The sequence below is a fragment of the Pseudomonas sp. GW821-FHT03A09 genome (assembly GCF_059421065.1).
Genome location: NZ_JBWKUX010000003.1, coordinates 342646 through 357756 on the forward strand (window position 1 = coordinate 342646; position 15111 = coordinate 357756).

The window sequence follows — 15111 nt, forward strand, 5'->3', positions numbered from 1 at the left end:
GGGCTGGATCAGACTTCGTCAGGGCTGCGCAGGTTGGTGACTGCGATTCGCTGTTCGCGGCGCTCTTCCTTTTGCGAAGGCATCTCGGCGCGATACACGCCTTGATCGCCAACGACCCAGGACAGCGGGCGACGCTCCTTGCCAATCGATTCCTGCAACAGCATCAAGCCTTGCAAGAACGCTTCAGGGCGAGGCGGGCAGCCAGGCACGTAGACGTCCACGGGCAGGAACTTGTCCACCCCTTGAACGACGGAGTAGATGTCGTACATGCCACCGGAGTTGGCGCACGAACCCATGGAGATAACCCACTTCGGCTCGAGCATTTGCTCGTAGAGACGCTGAATGATCGGCGCCATCTTGATGAAGCAGGTACCGGCGATAACCATGAAATCCGCCTGGCGCGGCGATGCCCGGATCACTTCGGCGCCAAAGCGCGCGATGTCGTGGGGCGCCGTGAAGGCGGTGGTCATTTCCACGTAGCAGCACGAAAGACCGAAGTTGTACGGCCACAGGGAGTTTTTACGCCCCCAGTTGACCGCGCCGCTCAGCACGTCTTCCAGCTTGCCCATGTAGATGTTTTTGTGGACTTGGTCTTCTAACGGGTCGGAAACGGTTTCCCGTTCGCCGATGGGGTACTGCTCGTTAGGAGCATCCGGGTCGATCCTGGTGAGATTGTATTGCATCGCCAAAGCCTCATTGTTTCAGCTTCGCTTGCCGCTTACGACGAGCTTCCGGAGCCCAGTCAAGGGCGCCCACTCGGAATAGGTAGACAAGGCCTGCCAACAGAATTGCTATGAAAACGAGGGCTTCGACGAATCCGGTCCAGCCGCTTTCGCGGACGGACACAGACCAGGCAAAGAGAAAGAGGGCTTCGATATCGAAGATCACGAACAGCATCGCGACCAGATAGAATTTGGCTGAGAGCCGCAAACGGGCGCCACCTGTAGGCAGCATGCCGGATTCGAACGGTTCATTTTTGCTACGGCCCCAGGCTTTTGACCCGAGGAGGCTGGAAACACCGAGCATGAAGGCGCAGAGGCCGACAACACCGAGGAGGAAAATGGCAAAGCCCCAGTTGTGGGCCATGAGTCCTGTCGCTTCGGTCATGCTGGAAATCCTTAACAGAGAGCAAAGGTCTCTGAGCTCGAAAAAGTAACGATGCAGTGACGATATGTCGCACTGCAATCAATCGCGGTGATTTTATGGCTAAACACCGGGCAAGTAAAATTCCTGGGGCGAAATTATTCGATGGAATAAGGACATAGTGCACCTACGTGGGGCTGTAACCCTTGCGGGGCGGGCATTAGCGAGCTTTTCACCAATTATGTTTTGTTTAATCCGTAACGAAGTTTTCATGCTCTAAATGATAATGAATATTGTTTGCGCGGGTTTTAAGCGGGTGTGTGTGGTGTGACGAGGAAAGTTGCCGTTACTTGCAAGATTACCGCTTAGTTGCCAGCGCGGATCTTTTAACCGATTTGGTTCGTGCAAATACCGCTCTGGATCAATGTTTTGCACAAAATCCTGTGGTGCGCTGCATTCTCTGTGGGAGCCGGGCTTGCCCGCGATGGCAGTGTGTCAGCAAACGAAGGGGGTGACTGGTGCGCCGCCATCGCAGGCAAGCCAGCTCCCACATTTTGATCTGCGCATTTATCTGCGCAAAAAAAAACGCCCCGAACCAGTCGGGGCGTCAGATCATTCGGCACTGCGGTTAGGTCTTCCTTGGGGCCGCAGTGGCCGTGCGCTCGATACGGCTTAGTGGAACTGTTCTTCTTCAGTCGAACCGGTCAGCGCGGTAACAGACGAAGTGCCGCCCTGGATCACGGTGGTCATGTCGTCGAAGTAGCCGGTGCCCACTTCCTGCTGGTGCGCCACGAAGGTGTAACCCTTGGCGGCGTCAGCGAATTCCTGCTCCTGCAGCTTCACATAGGCGGTCATGTCGTTGCGGGCGTAGTCGTGCGCCAGGTTGAACATGCTGTGCCACATGTTGTGGATGCCAGCCAGGGTGATGAACTGGTGCTTGTAGCCCATGGCGGACAGTTCGCGCTGGAACTTGGCGATGGTCGCGTCGTCCAGGTTCTTCTTCCAGTTGAAGGAAGGCGAGCAGTTGTAGGACAGCAGTTGGTCCGGGTATTCCTTCTTGATCGCTTCGGCAAAGCGACGGGCTTCTTCCAGGTCCGGTTTGGCGGTTTCGCACCAGATCAGGTCGGCGTACGGCGCGTAGGCCAGGCCACGGGCAATCGCTTGGTCCAGGCCGGCGCGTACCTTGTAGAAACCTTCCTGGGTGCGCTCGCCGGTCACGAATGGCTGGTCGTACGGGTCGCAGTCCGAAGTCAGCAGGTCAGCCGCGTTGGCATCGGTACGCGCCAGGATGATGGTCGGCGTGCCGGCTACGTCAGCGGCCAGGCGGGCGGCGGTCAGCTTCTGTACGGCTTCCTGGGTTGGAACCAGTACCTTGCCGCCCATGTGGCCGCATTTTTTCACGGAGGCCAGTTGGTCTTCGAAGTGCACACCGGCAGCGCCAGCCTCGATCATGCTCTTCATCAGCTCGTAGGCGTTCAGCACGCCGCCGAAACCGGCCTCGGCGTCAGCCACGATCGGTGCGAAGTAGTCGATGTAGCCTTCGTCGCCTGGGTTCTTGCCGGCTTTCCACTGGATCTGGTCGGCACGACGGAACGAGTTGTTGATGCGCTTGACCACGGTTGGAACCGAATCCACTGGGTACAGCGACTGGTCGGGGTACATGGATTCAGCGGAGTTGTTGTCCGCTGCCACTTGCCAGCCGGACAGGTAGATCGCCTGGATGCCGGCTTTTACCTGTTGGACTGCCTGGCCGCCAGTGAGGGCGCCCATGCAGTTGACGAAATCTTTGTCGGGACGGAAGGAAGGCTTGGCACCTTGGGTGACCAGCTTCCACAGCTTCTCGGCGCCGAGTTTTGCAAAGGTGTGCTCAGGTTGAACCGAGCCACGCAGGCGGACGACGTCAGCAGCGGAATAAGCGCGGGTCACGCCTTTCCAGCGTGGGTTTTCAGCCCAGTCTTTTTCAAGGGCTGCAATTTGCTGTTCGCGTGTCAGTGCCATGGGGAAAAACCTCGTCGCATAGGTCTAGGTGGAAAATTCCATTTGCCAGCCACGTAGTAAGTGCGTGGTTTTGGCTGCTCGCTGACCAGAAGCTTAGGTGGTCAAGCCGGGTTTGGCGGGGGAGGCGACGGGATGAACGAGTGGCGAGAGGGGGAGTTGAGCAGGTAAGGGCAAACTGCGAACGGTCTTCGGGCGTCGTGGGCCTTGGTACGATCCATCAGTGTGTAGCCGGGTTACCTGGGTAGCTTCCGTCCCTCGGGACAACTTCGTTCCAGTCGCAACCTCGTCAAACACACCTTGTGGGCGGTACAGACACGAATCGGCTCAGGTGGGTAGCTTAGAGCGACGATCCGAAGGCCCTTGCCAGGGCCCCTGATTAGCGGGAGCGAGGCCATCATGCCCAGGCTTTTTTCGATCGTCAAATGTTTTGTAGTGCTTTTTTGCAGGCACTACATCTTTGGTCTAATACGACTCATCAGTCAGTTTTCGGTGCTTCAGTTCAGGGTGTCGACCTTGACCCGCAAAGTCAGGTCATCGCGGCCCTGAGTAGAGTACGTGCGGGTTGTAGAGGATTTGTCAGCTTGGGTCTCACGGTTGATGCCGGCCAGGCTGATCCATTCGCCCAGGCGTCCACTGACGGTTGTGTCGGTGCTTTGAACATTCACTACATCGGGACGCTCCTGACTCATGCGGTCACGGTTGGTACTGATGGCCAGGTGCACGGTCTCGCCAGTGACGCTGGCGGTGACGTAGAAGCCTTGGGTGACGTTGCGATACTGGGTCTGGTTTTGCAGGCGGCCGTAGCTGTCTTGCTGGGTGGTGGTCAATGGCACGCTCTGGCCGACCTGGATCAGTGCGGGCACGCCTTCGCTGGCCTGGATCTGCTGGATGCCACCGTCGCGGCTGGCGGTGCCGTAGCTGATGATGCGGGTTTGGCTGTCGCCGCTGTTCTGCTGATTGTTCTCGTTAGTGTCCACGGTGATCAGCAGGCGTTTTGCGGGGGTGTCCAGTTGCGCAAGCAGGGCGCGCAGGTCTTGGATCTTGCCGGGGTCCGCTTTGACGATAAGCTGGTTGCCGTAGGCGCTGACGGTGCCGTCCTTGCCGATGAAATTCTGCGCCACGGGCAGGAGGTCGGCGCTGGTGCGGTTGCTCAAGTTGACGACTTCGGTGTCGGCCATGGCTGAGACGCTGGCGGTCAGCAAGAGGGCTGCGAGTAGGGTGCGTAGGGACATGTCCGTTATCTCTGCGAGTCATTTAGGCTGGATAGTGCCAGTTTGTCGGCCTGGCAGGTCGCAAATTGAATCGTAGACGGCAAAATGCCCTGGCAGTGCAGGGCATTTTGGGGTGTTGCTGGGAAAGGCATCGCAGGCAAGCCAGCTCCCACACTTGACTGAGTGCATCCCTTGGAATGCGACCAAATGTGGGAGCTGGCTTGCCTGCGATGCAGGCGGCGCGGTCTTGAATCAGCCCTCGCGCACCATATCGACGTGCGGAATCCCGACTTCCAGGAATTCCTCACTGACGATCTTGAAACCCAGTCGCTCATAAAACGGCGCCGCATACACCTGCGCACTGAGGAACTGCCTGGTCTGGCCGCGTTTCTCGGCCACACCAATCACTGCTTCCATCAGCTTGTCGCCAACCTTGAGTCCGCGCCAGTCCTTGAGCACTGACACGCGCCCGATCTCGCCGCTGGGCAGCAGGCGCGCAGTGCCGATGGGGAAGTCGCCTTCGAATGCAAGGAAATGCACCGCGTCGGCGTCGTCAGCGTCCCACTCCAGCTCAGGTGGAACCGATTGTTCAGCGATAAATACCGCTTCACGAATGCGCCGAATCTCAGCGATATCCTTTTGCCAGTCCGCGACACTTACGTGAATCTTATTCATCGGCAAACCCCAGGCTTCCTTGCTTGACCAGTTCGCACAGCAGGTCGCGACCGTCTTCGTCAGCGAGCCATTCGCCGAGGTTCTCGCTGTGCAGCGCATCTGCCGAGCACACCAGCTTCAACAGCTCGCGCAGTTTGCCTGGCAGGTAACGGCTCTGGCCGCTGGCGAACAGCAGGACGTCGTCGTCCACTTCAGACCAGGCCATGCGTGCGCTTGGATTGCGCACCAGGATCGCGCCGTCGTTCAGGGCGCTGATGAAGTCTTCTTCGCCCAGTTCTTCGCCTGCCACCAGTTCCGGGTAGCGGGGCTCGGTCATGAACTGGCCGAACCAGGTCAGCAGCATGCGCTCATCGCTCATGTGCTCGGCCAGCAGGCTCTTGAGGCGGTCGAGGGCGTCGCTCTGGATCTGGTGCGGGTCGCTCACTGGCTGTGCGTCAGCATCAGTGTAGCGTTCCTCGTCCGTCAGGTACTGGCTGAGGAAGTCGGTGAAGTGGGTCAGCACTTCGGCGGCGCTTGGTGCGCGAAAGCCCACGGAGTAGGTCATGCAGTCATCTTCGGCAATGCCGAAATGCGCCAGGCGTGGCGGCAGGTAGAGCATGTCGCCGGGCTCCAGCACCCATTCGGCGCTTTCTTCGAATTCGGCGAGGATGCGCAGGTCGGCGTGTTGCAGCAGCGGGCTTTCGGAGTTGCACATCTGGCCGATCTTCCAGTTGCGCTTGCCTTGGGCTTGCAGCAGGAATACGTCGTAGTTGTCGAAGTGCGGACCCACGCTGCCACCCGGCGCGGCGAAGCTGATCATCACGTCGTCGATGCGCCAGCTTGGCAGGAAGCGGAACTGCTCCAGCAGTTCGGCCACTTCCGGTACGAACTGGTCGACGGCTTGTACCAGCAGGGTCCACTCGCGCTCGGGCAGGGCGCTGAAAGCATCCTCGGCGAAGGGGCCGCGACGCAGTTCCCATGGGCGTTCGCCATGCTCGATCACCAAGCGCGATTCGACTTCTTCTTCCAGGGCCAAACCGGCCAGTTCATCGGCGTCGATCGGGCTTTCGAAGTCAGGGATGGCCTGACGGATCAGCAGCGGCTTTTTCTGCCAGTAGTCGCGCAGGAATTCCCGTGCCGTGATGCCGCCCAGAAGTTGAAGAGGGATATCAGGATTCATGTGTAACCTATTGAAAAAAAGCACTTTTAAGACTGGAATAAAAACGCCCGGCGCGGCCGGGCGTCTCAAAGGGTCTTGCGATGATCAGATGCGCTTAGCTTGCTCTACAGCGTTGCCGATGTAGTTGGCCGGGGTGAGCAGTTTCAGCTCGGCCTTGGCGGCGGCTGGCATGTCCAGGCCGTCGATGAAAGTCTGCAACGCTTCGGGGCTGATACCCTTGCCGCGCGTCAGTTCTTTCAGCTTCTCGTACGGGTTCTCGATGTTGTAGCGACGCATCACGGTCTGGATCGGCTCAGCCAGGACTTCCCAGCAAGCGTCCAGGTCGGCAGCGATTTTTTGCTCGTTGAGCTCAAGCTTGCTGATGCCTTTGAGGCTGGCTTCGTACGCGATCACGCTATGAGCAAAGCCCACGCCGAGGTTGCGCAGTACGGTGGAGTCGGTCAGGTCGCGCTGCCAGCGGGAGATCGGCAACTTGCTGGCCAGGTGCTGGAACAGGGCATTGGCGATACCGAGGTTGCCTTCGGAGTTTTCGAAGTCGATCGGGTTGACCTTGTGTGGCATGGTCGACGAACCGATTTCACCGGCAATGGTGCGCTGCTTGAAGTAGCCCAGGGAGATGTAGCCCCAGATATCGCGATCGAAGTCGATCAGGATGGTGTTGAAGCGCGCAATGGCGTCGAACAGCTCGGCGATGTAGTCGTGCGGCTCGATCTGCGTGGTGTACGGGTTGAAGCCCAGGCCCAGCTCGTCTTCGATGAAGGCGCGGGCGTTGGCTTCCCAGTCGATCTCAGGGTAGGCCGACAGGTGGGCGTTGTAGTTGCCTACGGCGCCGTTGATCTTGCCCAGCAGCGGCACGGCCGCGACTTGAGCGATCTGACGCTCCAGGCGGTACACCACGTTGGCCAGCTCTTTACCCAGGGTAGTCGGCGACGCCGGCTGGCCGTGGGTGCGCGACAGCATCGGCACGTCGGCGAAACGAATGGCCAGTTCGCGGATGGCGTTGGCGGTCTGGCGCATCAGCGGCAGCATCACGTCATCACGGCCTTCGCGCAGCATCAGGGCGTGGGACAGGTTGTTGATGTCCTCGCTGGTGCAGGCAAAGTGGATGAACTCGCTGACCTGGGCCAGTTCCGGCAGCTTGGCTGCTTGCTCTTTGAGCAGGTATTCGATGGCTTTTACGTCGTGGTTGGTGGTGCGCTCGATCTCTTTCACACGCTCGGCGTGCTCCAGGGAGAAATTTTCCGCCAGGGTGTTGAGCGCAGCGTTGGCTTCGGCGGAGAACGCCGGTACTTCGCTGATGGCGGGATGAGCGGCCAGGCGCTGGAGCCAGCGCACTTCAACCAGAACACGAGCACGGATCAGGCCGTATTCGCTGAAAATAGGGCGCAGGGCCTGGGTTTTGCCGGCGTAGCGGCCGTCAACAGGGGAAACCGCAGTGAGCGAAGAGAGCTGCATGGGGTGTTCTCGGACAGTCGGGCAACGAAATGGGGCGCGTATCATACATGAAAAAATCCGCCGGTCCGTCGCCAACTGACCGGCGTATTACGCGTAACGGCTTGAAAATGTCCCGTCGATGCGACTTATTCGTTGCGCATCAACGGGTAAAGCTCTTTGAGCAATTTGCGTCGGCTGATTACCAACTGCCAACGATGGCCGCCCAACTGGCGCCACAACCGCGCCGAACGAATACCAGCCAGGAGCAAGGCGCGGATTTTCGAGGCGTTGTTCGGTTGTTGCAGGTTGCGCATGTCACCGTGCACCTGAATGCGTTGGCGCAGGGTGCTCAAGGTGTCCTGGTACAGGGCGCCACAGGCCGCGATCACGTTCTCGTGGGCAGGGCCGAAGTGTTCCACCTGGGACTGGATTTGCGGCAAGCGTTTGCCGATGGTTTCCAGCATGTCCTCGCGCTTGGCCAGTTGGCGTTCAAGGCCCAGCATCGACAGCGCGTAGCGCAGCGGCTCGCGTTGCAAGGTGCTTGGATCGCGTTCCAGGGCGCCGATCAGTGCGCGATAGCCTTCACGCAAGGCGAGATCATCGCCACCATAGACTTCCAGAGTGTCCTTGGGGTCGCGGATCAGCAGGCTGCCGAGCATGCAGGTCAGGCCTGCCTCAGTGACCTGGCCGGTCTTGGCGATCTTGTCCACCAGTACGGCTGCGAGGAAAACCCCGCCCAGTGCCGTCAATTGCTCCTGGGTCGGGTTCATGCCGGGTTGCTCCAGGCTTCGGCGACTTCAATCACGCCGCCGCCCAGGCAGATCTCACCGTCGTAGAACACCACGGATTGGCCAGGCGTGACCGCGCGCTGCGGGTCATCGAAGGTGGCGCGATAACCGTTGGCGGTCTTTTCCAGGGTGCAGGGTTGGTCGCTCTGGCGATAGCGCACCTTGGCAGTCAGGCGGCGCGGGGTGCTGAGGTCGATCGGGTTGACCCAATAGATTTCCGAGGCCAGCAGGGCGCCCGAGAACAACAACGGATGTTCATTGCCCTGGCCAACGATCAGCTCGTTGTGCTCAAGGTCCTTGACCAGCACGTACCACGGCTCTTCGCCAGCGTCTTTCAGGCCGCCAATGCCCAGGCCCTGACGCTGACCAATGGTGTGGTACATCAGGCCGTGATGGCGGCCGATCACTTCACCTTCGGTGGTTTTGATCTCGCCCGGTTGTGCTGGCAGGTATTGCTTGAGGAAGTCGCTGAAGCGGCGCTCACCAATAAAGCAGATCCCGGTGGAATCCTTCTTCTTGGCGGTGGCCAGGCCGTGCTTCTCAGCAATCTTGCGCACTTCCGGTTTTTCCAGCTCGCCCACGGGGAACAGGGTCTTGGCAATCTGTTCGCCGCCGACTGCGTGCAGGAAGTAGCTCTGGTCCTTGTTCGGGTCCAGGCCCTTGAGCAGTTCGGTGCGGCCGTCGATATCGCAGCGGCGCACGTAGTGGCCAGTGGCAATCAGGTCGGCGCCGAGCATCATGGCGTAGTCGAGGAACGCCTTGAACTTGATTTCACGGTTGCACAGGATGTCCGGGTTCGGCGTGCGCCCGGCCTTGTATTCGGCCAGGAAGTGCTCGAACACGTTGTCCCAGTACTCGGCGGCGAAGTTGGCGGTGTGCAGCTTGATACCGATCTTGTCGCACACGGCCTGGGCGTCTGCCAGGTCGTCCATGGCGGTGCAATATTCCGTTCCATCGTCTTCTTCCCAGTTCTTCATGAACAGGCCTTCCACCTCATAACCCTGCTCCATGAGCAGAACGGCGGAAACGGAAGAGTCCACGCCGCCGGACATGCCGACGATGACGCGCTTCTTTTGTGTGTCAGAAGGGGCTGGATCACGCATAGGGTTTCAACGGGTGTCTTGAAAAAGGACGCGATTCTATCAGGCTCGGGCCTTCAAGGCTAAAGAGAAGGGCGGATCAATTCGAGACTGTGGCGCTGGCCGGCCAGATAATCATCGATGCAGCGGATGATCAGCTCGCTGCGCCAGTCGTCGCGCAGGGCTATCAGTTCGTCGCGGGTCAGCCAGCGGGCGCGCACGATGCCTTCGTCGAGTTGATAGTCGGGGTGGTGTTTGAGCGCCTTGGCGATGAAGCAGACACGTTGATAGGTCACGCCGTTGCTCGGAGCGGTGTACAGGTAAATCCCGACAATACCGGTGGCTTCAACGTCCCAGCCGGTTTCTTCGAGGGTTTCGCGCACGGCGGCTTCGGTCAGGGTTTCGTGCGGGTCGAGATGGCCGGCGGGCTGGTTGAGCACGGCGCGGCCGTTTTTTAGTTCTTCGACCATGAGGAAGCGGCCGTTGTCTTCGACGATGGTGGCGACGGTGATGTGGGGTTGCCAGGTCATGGTTGCCTCGATGTGTGGTGACTGAAGAAACTTGATCGGTGTGGGAGCTGGCTTGCCTGCGATAGCGGTGGGTCAGCTGTATCTGTATTAACTGAAGGACTGCTATCGCAGGCAAGCCAGCTCCCACATTTGATTGGGTTTCTTCATTGAAGGCGGTCTGGGCGCAAACAAAAACCCCGGCACGGGGCCGGGGCTTCTTTGCATCCTTACAACCTTACTTCAACTTGGCAATGGCCGCGTTGAGGGTGTTGCTTGGGCGCATGGCTTTGCTGGTCAGCTCTGGGTTCGGCGCGTAGTAGCCGCCGATGTCCACTGGCTTGCCCTGTACAGCGTTCAGCTCGGCAACGATGGTTGCCTCGTTTTCACTCAGGGTCTTGGCCAGTTCGCCGAATTGCGCTTGCAGTGCAGTGTCTTCGGTCTGGGCGGCCAGGGCTTGAGCCCAGTACAGCGCCAGGTAGAAGTGGCTGCCGCGGTTGTCGATGTTGCCGACTTTGCGCGATGGCGACTTGTTGTTGTCGAGGAACTGCCCGGTAGCCTGGTCCAGGGTCTTGGACAGTACCAGGGCTTTCGGGTTGTTGTAGGTCACGCCCAGGTGCTCAAGGGACGCGGCCAGGGCCAGGAACTCGCCCAGGGAATCCCAGCGCAGGAAGTTTTCTTCCAGCAGCTGCTGCACGTGCTTCGGCGCCGAACCGCCAGCGCCGGTTTCGAACAGGCCGCCGCCGTTCATCAGCGGCACGATCGACAGCATCTTGGCGCTGGTGCCCAGCTCCATGATCGGGAACAGGTCGGTCAGGTAGTCGCGCAGTACGTTACCGGTCACCGAGATGGTGTCCAGGCCCTTGCGGGTGCGCTCCAGGGTGAACTTCATCGCGTCGACCGGCGACATGATGCGGATGTCCAGGCCTTCGGTGTTGTGGTCTTTCAGGTAAGCCTGAACTTTCTCGACCACAACGCCGTCGTGCGCGCGTTTTGGGTCCAGCCAGAAAATGGCCGGGGTATTGCTGGCGCGGGCGCGGTTGACGGCCAGCTTGACCCAGTCCTGGATCGGCGCGTCTTTAGTCTGGCACATGCGGAAGATGTCGCCGGCTTCGACTTTCTGTTCCATCAGCAGGTTGCCCTTGCTGTCGGTGACGCGGACAACGCCGTCAGCCTTGATCTGGAAGGTCTTGTCGTGGGAGCCGTACTCTTCGGCTTTCTTCGCCATCAGGCCAACGTTTGGCACGCTGCCCATGGTGGTTGGGTCGAAAGCGCCATGAGCCTTGCAGTCTTCGATGACCGCCTGGTAAATGGTGGCGTAGCAACGATCCGGGATCACAGCCTTGGTGTCGTGCAGTTGGCCGTCGGTGCCCCACATCTTGCCGGAGTCACGGATCATGGCTGGCATCGAGGCGTCGACGATCACGTCGCTCGGCACGTGCAGGTTGGTGATGCCTTTGTCGGAGTTGACCATCGCCAGGGAAGGGCGAGCGGCGTAAACGGCCTGGATGTCAGCTTCGATCTGCGCTTGCTGGTCGGCCGGCAGGGCCTTGATGCGGGCGTACAGGTCGCCGATGCCGTTGTTCAGGTTGAAGCCGATCTGTTCCAGCACGGTGGCGTGCTTGGCAAGGGCGTCTTTATAGAACTCGGCAACGATCTGGCCGAACATGATTGGGTCGGAGACCTTCATCATGGTGGCTTTCAGGTGAACCGACAGCAGTACGCCTTGTTTCTTGGCGTCTTCGATTTCGGCGGCGATGAATGCGCGCAGGGCTTTCTTGCTCAGCACGGCGGTGTCGATGATCTCGCCGGCCTGTACCGAAGTCTTTTCCTTCAGGACGGTGGCGGTGCCGTCTTGAGCGATCAGCTCGATTTTGACAGCGTCAGCGGCTTCGATCTGTACGGCTTTTTCGCTGCCGTAGAAGTCGCCATTGCTCATGTGAGCGACGTGGGACTTGGAGTCGGCTGCCCAGGCGCCCATTTTGTGCGGGTGCTTGCGTGCGTAGTTCTTGACCGACAGTGGTGCGCGGCGGTCGGAGTTGCCTTCGCGCAGAACCGGGTTCACGGCGCTGCCCTTGACCTTGTCGTAACGTGCACGGGTTTCTTTTTCCGCGTCGGTGGTTACGGTTTCCGGGTAGTCCGGCAGGGCGTAGCCCTGGGCCTGCAGTTCCTTGATCGCGGCTTGCAGCTGCGGAGTCGAGGCGCTGATGTTAGGCAGCTTGATGATGTTGGCTTCAGGCGTAACGGCCAGGTCGCCCAGTTCGGCGAGGTGGTCCGGGATAGCCTTGGTGCCCAGTTGCTCGGGGAAGCTTGCGAGGATGCGCCCGGCGAGGGAAATGTCGCGGGTTTCCACAGCAATATCAGCGGAAGCGGTGAAGGCCTCTACGATAGGTAGCAGTGAATAGGTGGCGAGGGCTGGGGCTTCGTCGGTGAAGGTGTAGATGATCTTCGAGCGGGTGGGCATATTCGGATTAACTCTCTTCTTTGCTGAAAGCGTGCGCAGAAACTCGAGATGCGCCGGGTGGAGCGCGTTCGTTCAAAGTCATCCATGAGCGAAATGTCGAGGTTTCTTCGCGGTGATGTTGGGTTGCATCAGTCGAGCGTCAAGCGGGTGGACTATTGTAATAGTCCTGCTTTCTAGCGGAGGGCTACTGTCTAGAGCGGTCCGCCGTCGTGACTCTTGGGTCAGCGGCGGCATTATACATAGGTCGCTATGCTTACGCCGAGCCTTCATACAAAAGGTCTGTCGTCCATTGGTCTAAAGGTCGCAGGTGCGACAATGCGGCTTTGGTTGCTTGGTGTGCTCAAGATTGGCGATTTTGCCTTTGCTTTCAAGCTTGTAGGCGGCTAAATGTGCTGTTTTCGAGGAAAATGACCCTGGCGTGAGGTTTCAGTCGTCATTTATCTGGAGTAGGCTCGAACGCAGCCCGAGGTTTCAACCACAAACGGAGTTCAGCATGGGATACCAGAAGATTCAGGTTCCGGCAGTCGGCGACAAAATCACCGTCAACGCAGACCATTCTCTCAATGTTCCTGATAACCCGATCATCCCGTATATCGAAGGCGACGGCATCGGTGTCGATATCAGCCCGGTGATGATCAAGGTTGTCGATGCAGCTGTTCAAAAGGCGTACGGCGGCAAGCGCAAAATCTCCTGGATGGAGGTGTATGCCGGCGAAAAGGCGACTCAAGTCTACGACCAGGACACCTGGCTGCCTCAGGAAACCCTGGATGCAGTGAAGGATTACGTCGTATCCATCAAGGGGCCGCTCACCACGCCGGTCGGTGGTGGTATCCGTTCGTTGAACGTGGCCCTGCGTCAGCAGCTCGACCTCTATGTGTGTCTGCGCCCGGTGCGCTGGTTTGAAGGTGTGCCGAGTCCGGTCAAGAAGCCGGGCGATGTGGACATGACCATCTTCCGCGAAAACTCTGAAGATATTTACGCCGGGATCGAGTGGAAAGCCGGTTCGCCGGAAGCGATCAAGGTGATCAAGTTCCTCAAGGAAGAAATGGGCGTCACCAAGATCCGTTTTGACCAGGATTGCGGTATTGGCGTTAAGCCCGTCTCCAAGGAGGGCACTAAGCGCCTGGCGCGCAAGGCTCTGCAATATGTCGTGGATAACGATCGCGACTCGCTGACCATCGTGCACAAAGGCAACATCATGAAATTCACCGAGGGGGCCTTCAAGGAGTGGGCCTATGAAGTGGCGGCCGAGGAGTTCGGCGCGACCTTGCTCGATGGCGGCCCGTGGATGCAGTTCAAGAACCCGAAGACCGGCAAGAACGTGGTGGTCAAGGACGCCATCGCCGATGCGATGCTCCAGCAGATCCTGTTGCGCCCGGCTGAATATGATGTGATCGCCACCCTCAACCTGAACGGCGACTATCTTTCCGACGCCTTGGCGGCCGAAGTAGGGGGTATCGGTATTGCGCCGGGGGCCAACCTGTCCGACACCGTGGCGATGTTCGAGGCTACCCACGGTACTGCGCCGAAGTACGCGGGCAAGGATCAGGTCAACCCAGGTTCGCTGATCCTGTCGGCAGAGATGATGCTGCGGCACATGGGTTGGACAGAAGCGGCTGATCTGATTATCAAGGGCACCAATGGCGCTATTTCGGCCAAGACCGTGACCTATGACTTCGAGCGTCTCATGGACGGCGCGAAACTCGTATCGTCATCAGGTTTCGGTGATGCGCTGATTTCGCATATGTAAGAGCGGTCAAGAAAAACGGCCCTCCCAAGTTGATTGGGAGGGCCGTTTTTTGTCGCTACTCACGCACTCAGTGGTGGATCAGACCGTTAATTTCTTTTCTTTTTGAGCGGTGGGTGTAGCGATTTTTGCGCAGGCGTCGGCCGTAACTGCAGAGATGTTCACGGCGTGTAGCCCTTTCGGTCCTTGAATAATGTCAAACCTCACGGGTTGACCCGCTTTTAGTGTTTTATAGCCATCCATGTTGATCGCTGAAAAATGGGCAAAAAGATCTTCACTACCGCCATCTTCATTAACGAAGCCGAATCCCTTGGCATTGTTGAACCACTTGACCTTACCGCTTGCCATCTCCATATCCCTCTGCACCAGACTCCATCACTGGAGTATCATCCAGTTTATCCGTCCTAACCCGAATAAATAAGGTTGACTGCGCGGACCTTTTTTACCCACTGTGGGTTCTATTGGTTGTAACACCGTTTCGCCGATAGTCAAGGCGACCAATCGGTCAGGGTTGAAAATCCGGCAGGCCGCCCCCATCACTGTATTTGAACCACTGACGAACCTTTCTTTCCATGCATGCAAATAGCCAGATTCGACTAACATTCAATCAGGATCGCCCGGATCAGGAACACGATGACGACGGTTCTGCAGGCATTGCTGTCCAGGAGGCGAAGCCTGCTCTACAGGCGCCGCCGATGTACAAGGTGGTTTTGTTTAATGATGACTACACACCGATGGATTTCGTCGTCGAAGTGCTCGAGGTGTTTTTTAACCTGAACCGCGAGTTGGCGACCAAGGTAATGCTGGCCGTTCATACAGAAGGACGGGCAGTATGTGGAGTGTTTACCCGCGACATCGCCGAGACAAAGGCCATGCAGGTCAACCAGTACGCCAGGGAAAGCCAGCATCCGCTACTCTGTGAAATCGAGAAGGACGGTTAACGCCGACCACTTGGGTATGAGGTGAA

At 58.7% G+C, this 15111-nt stretch carries 14 protein-coding genes; 2 read left to right on the plus strand and 12 right to left on the minus strand.

Going from position 1 to position 15111, the window contains the following annotated elements; translation table 11 throughout:
- Positions 1-8: 8 nt before the first annotated feature.
- The 11 genes from AC07V4_RS06815 to AC07V4_RS06865 form a co-directional block, all read right to left on the minus strand.
- On the minus strand, positions 9-683 hold the full coding sequence (locus AC07V4_RS06815) for a NuoB/complex I 20 kDa subunit family protein (protein WP_016969249.1): 675 nt from the start codon (positions 681-683) through the stop codon (positions 9-11).
- A gap of 10 nt (positions 684-693) precedes the next feature.
- Positions 694-1107, minus strand: coding sequence for an NADH-quinone oxidoreductase subunit A (locus tag AC07V4_RS06820; RefSeq protein WP_003219575.1), 414 nt, complete (start codon positions 1105-1107; stop codon positions 694-696).
- 648 nt (positions 1108-1755) lie between these two features.
- Entirely contained in the window at positions 1756-3081 is a 1326-nt protein-coding gene (aceA, locus tag AC07V4_RS06825; RefSeq protein WP_431751855.1) for an isocitrate lyase, read from the minus strand.
- 494 nt (positions 3082-3575) lie between these two features.
- Positions 3576-4313, minus strand: coding sequence for a secretin N-terminal domain-containing protein (locus AC07V4_RS06830; protein ID WP_492635466.1), 738 nt, complete (start codon positions 4311-4313; stop codon positions 3576-3578).
- A 231-nt stretch (positions 4314-4544) separates the two neighbouring features.
- Positions 4545-4967, minus strand: coding sequence for a GNAT family N-acetyltransferase (locus tag AC07V4_RS06835; RefSeq protein WP_492635465.1), 423 nt, complete (start codon positions 4965-4967; stop codon positions 4545-4547).
- Positions 4960-6126: a ribosomal protein uL16 3-hydroxylase gene (locus AC07V4_RS06840; RefSeq protein WP_492635464.1), complete on the minus strand. Its 1167-nt coding sequence runs from the start codon at positions 6124-6126 to the stop codon at positions 4960-4962. Before AC07V4_RS06840 ends, AC07V4_RS06835 begins: the two co-directional genes overlap by 8 nt.
- An 84-nt stretch (positions 6127-6210) precedes the next feature.
- The gene (gene purB, locus AC07V4_RS06845) at positions 6211-7581 is read right to left on the minus strand and encodes an adenylosuccinate lyase (RefSeq protein WP_071493388.1); all 1371 of its coding nucleotides are present in this window, start codon (positions 7579-7581) and stop codon (positions 6211-6213) included.
- Positions 7582-7706: 125 nt separating this feature from the next.
- Entirely contained in the window at positions 7707-8330 is a 624-nt protein-coding gene (gene hflD, locus AC07V4_RS06850; RefSeq protein WP_492635463.1) for a high frequency lysogenization protein HflD, read from the minus strand.
- Entirely contained in the window at positions 8327-9451 is a 1125-nt protein-coding gene (gene mnmA, locus AC07V4_RS06855; RefSeq protein ID WP_492635462.1) for a tRNA 2-thiouridine(34) synthase MnmA, read from the minus strand. The genes hflD and mnmA overlap by 4 nt, the downstream gene beginning before the upstream one ends.
- A 59-nt stretch (positions 9452-9510) precedes the next feature.
- On the minus strand, positions 9511-9957 hold the full coding sequence (locus tag AC07V4_RS06860) for an NUDIX hydrolase (protein WP_492635461.1): 447 nt from the start codon (positions 9955-9957) through the stop codon (positions 9511-9513).
- Positions 9958-10171: 214 nt separating this feature from the next.
- On the minus strand, positions 10172-12397 hold the full coding sequence (locus tag AC07V4_RS06865; protein WP_492635460.1) for an NADP-dependent isocitrate dehydrogenase: 2226 nt from the start codon (positions 12395-12397) through the stop codon (positions 10172-10174).
- A 493-nt stretch (positions 12398-12890) separates the two neighbouring features.
- Between AC07V4_RS06865 and icd the strand changes: the two genes are divergently transcribed.
- The gene (gene icd / locus AC07V4_RS06870) at positions 12891-14147 is read left to right on the plus strand and encodes an NADP-dependent isocitrate dehydrogenase (protein WP_492635459.1); all 1257 of its coding nucleotides are present in this window, start codon (positions 12891-12893) and stop codon (positions 14145-14147) included.
- A 78-nt stretch (positions 14148-14225) separates the two neighbouring features.
- On the opposite strand, the gene cspD is transcribed toward icd, so the two are convergent.
- The gene (gene cspD / locus AC07V4_RS06875; RefSeq protein ID WP_492635458.1) at positions 14226-14492 is read right to left on the minus strand and encodes a cold shock domain-containing protein CspD; all 267 of its coding nucleotides are present in this window, start codon (positions 14490-14492) and stop codon (positions 14226-14228) included.
- Between the two features lie 224 nt (positions 14493-14716).
- Here cspD and clpS point away from each other — a divergent pair, with 224 nt between their 5' ends.
- Positions 14717-15085 carry an ATP-dependent Clp protease adapter ClpS gene (gene clpS / locus AC07V4_RS06880; RefSeq protein WP_005789091.1) on the plus strand — a complete coding sequence of 123 codons (369 nt, stop codon included), beginning with the start codon at positions 14717-14719 and terminating at the stop codon, positions 15083-15085.
- The last annotated feature ends 26 nt before the right edge of the window (positions 15086-15111 follow it).

What these genes read in the sequence shown, in the direction of transcription:
- mnmA (WP_492635462.1), bottom strand. Translation starts at nt 9,451, where the DNA reads ATGCGTGATCCAGCCCCTTCTGACACACAAAAGAAGCGCGTCATCGTC.
- purB (WP_071493388.1), bottom strand. Translation starts at nt 7,581, where the DNA reads ATGCAGCTCTCTTCGCTCACTGCGGTTTCCCCTGTTGACGGCCGCTAC.
- cspD (WP_492635458.1), bottom strand. Translation starts at nt 14,492, where the DNA reads ATGGCAAGCGGTAAGGTCAAGTGGTTCAACAATGCCAAGGGATTCGGC.
- hflD (WP_492635463.1), bottom strand. Translation starts at nt 8,330, where the DNA reads ATGAACCCGACCCAGGAGCAATTGACGGCACTGGGCGGGGTTTTCCTC.
- AC07V4_RS06815 (WP_016969249.1), bottom strand. Translation starts at nt 683, where the DNA reads ATGCAATACAATCTCACCAGGATCGACCCGGATGCTCCTAACGAGCAG.
- icd (WP_492635459.1), top strand. Translation starts at nt 12,891, where the DNA reads ATGGGATACCAGAAGATTCAGGTTCCGGCAGTCGGCGACAAAATCACC.
- AC07V4_RS06865 (WP_492635460.1), bottom strand. Translation starts at nt 12,397, where the DNA reads ATGCCCACCCGCTCGAAGATCATCTACACCTTCACCGACGAAGCCCCA.
- AC07V4_RS06820 (WP_003219575.1), bottom strand. Translation starts at nt 1,107, where the DNA reads ATGACCGAAGCGACAGGACTCATGGCCCACAACTGGGGCTTTGCCATT.
- AC07V4_RS06835 (WP_492635465.1), bottom strand. Translation starts at nt 4,967, where the DNA reads ATGAATAAGATTCACGTAAGTGTCGCGGACTGGCAAAAGGATATCGCT.
- AC07V4_RS06860 (WP_492635461.1), bottom strand. Translation starts at nt 9,957, where the DNA reads ATGACCTGGCAACCCCACATCACCGTCGCCACCATCGTCGAAGACAAC.
- AC07V4_RS06840 (WP_492635464.1), bottom strand. Translation starts at nt 6,126, where the DNA reads ATGAATCCTGATATCCCTCTTCAACTTCTGGGCGGCATCACGGCACGG.
- AC07V4_RS06830 (WP_492635466.1), bottom strand. Translation starts at nt 4,313, where the DNA reads ATGTCCCTACGCACCCTACTCGCAGCCCTCTTGCTGACCGCCAGCGTC.
- aceA (WP_431751855.1), bottom strand. Translation starts at nt 3,081, where the DNA reads ATGGCACTGACACGCGAACAGCAAATTGCAGCCCTTGAAAAAGACTGG.
- clpS (WP_005789091.1), top strand. Translation starts at nt 14,717, where the DNA reads ATGCATGCAAATAGCCAGATTCGACTAACATTCAATCAGGATCGCCCG.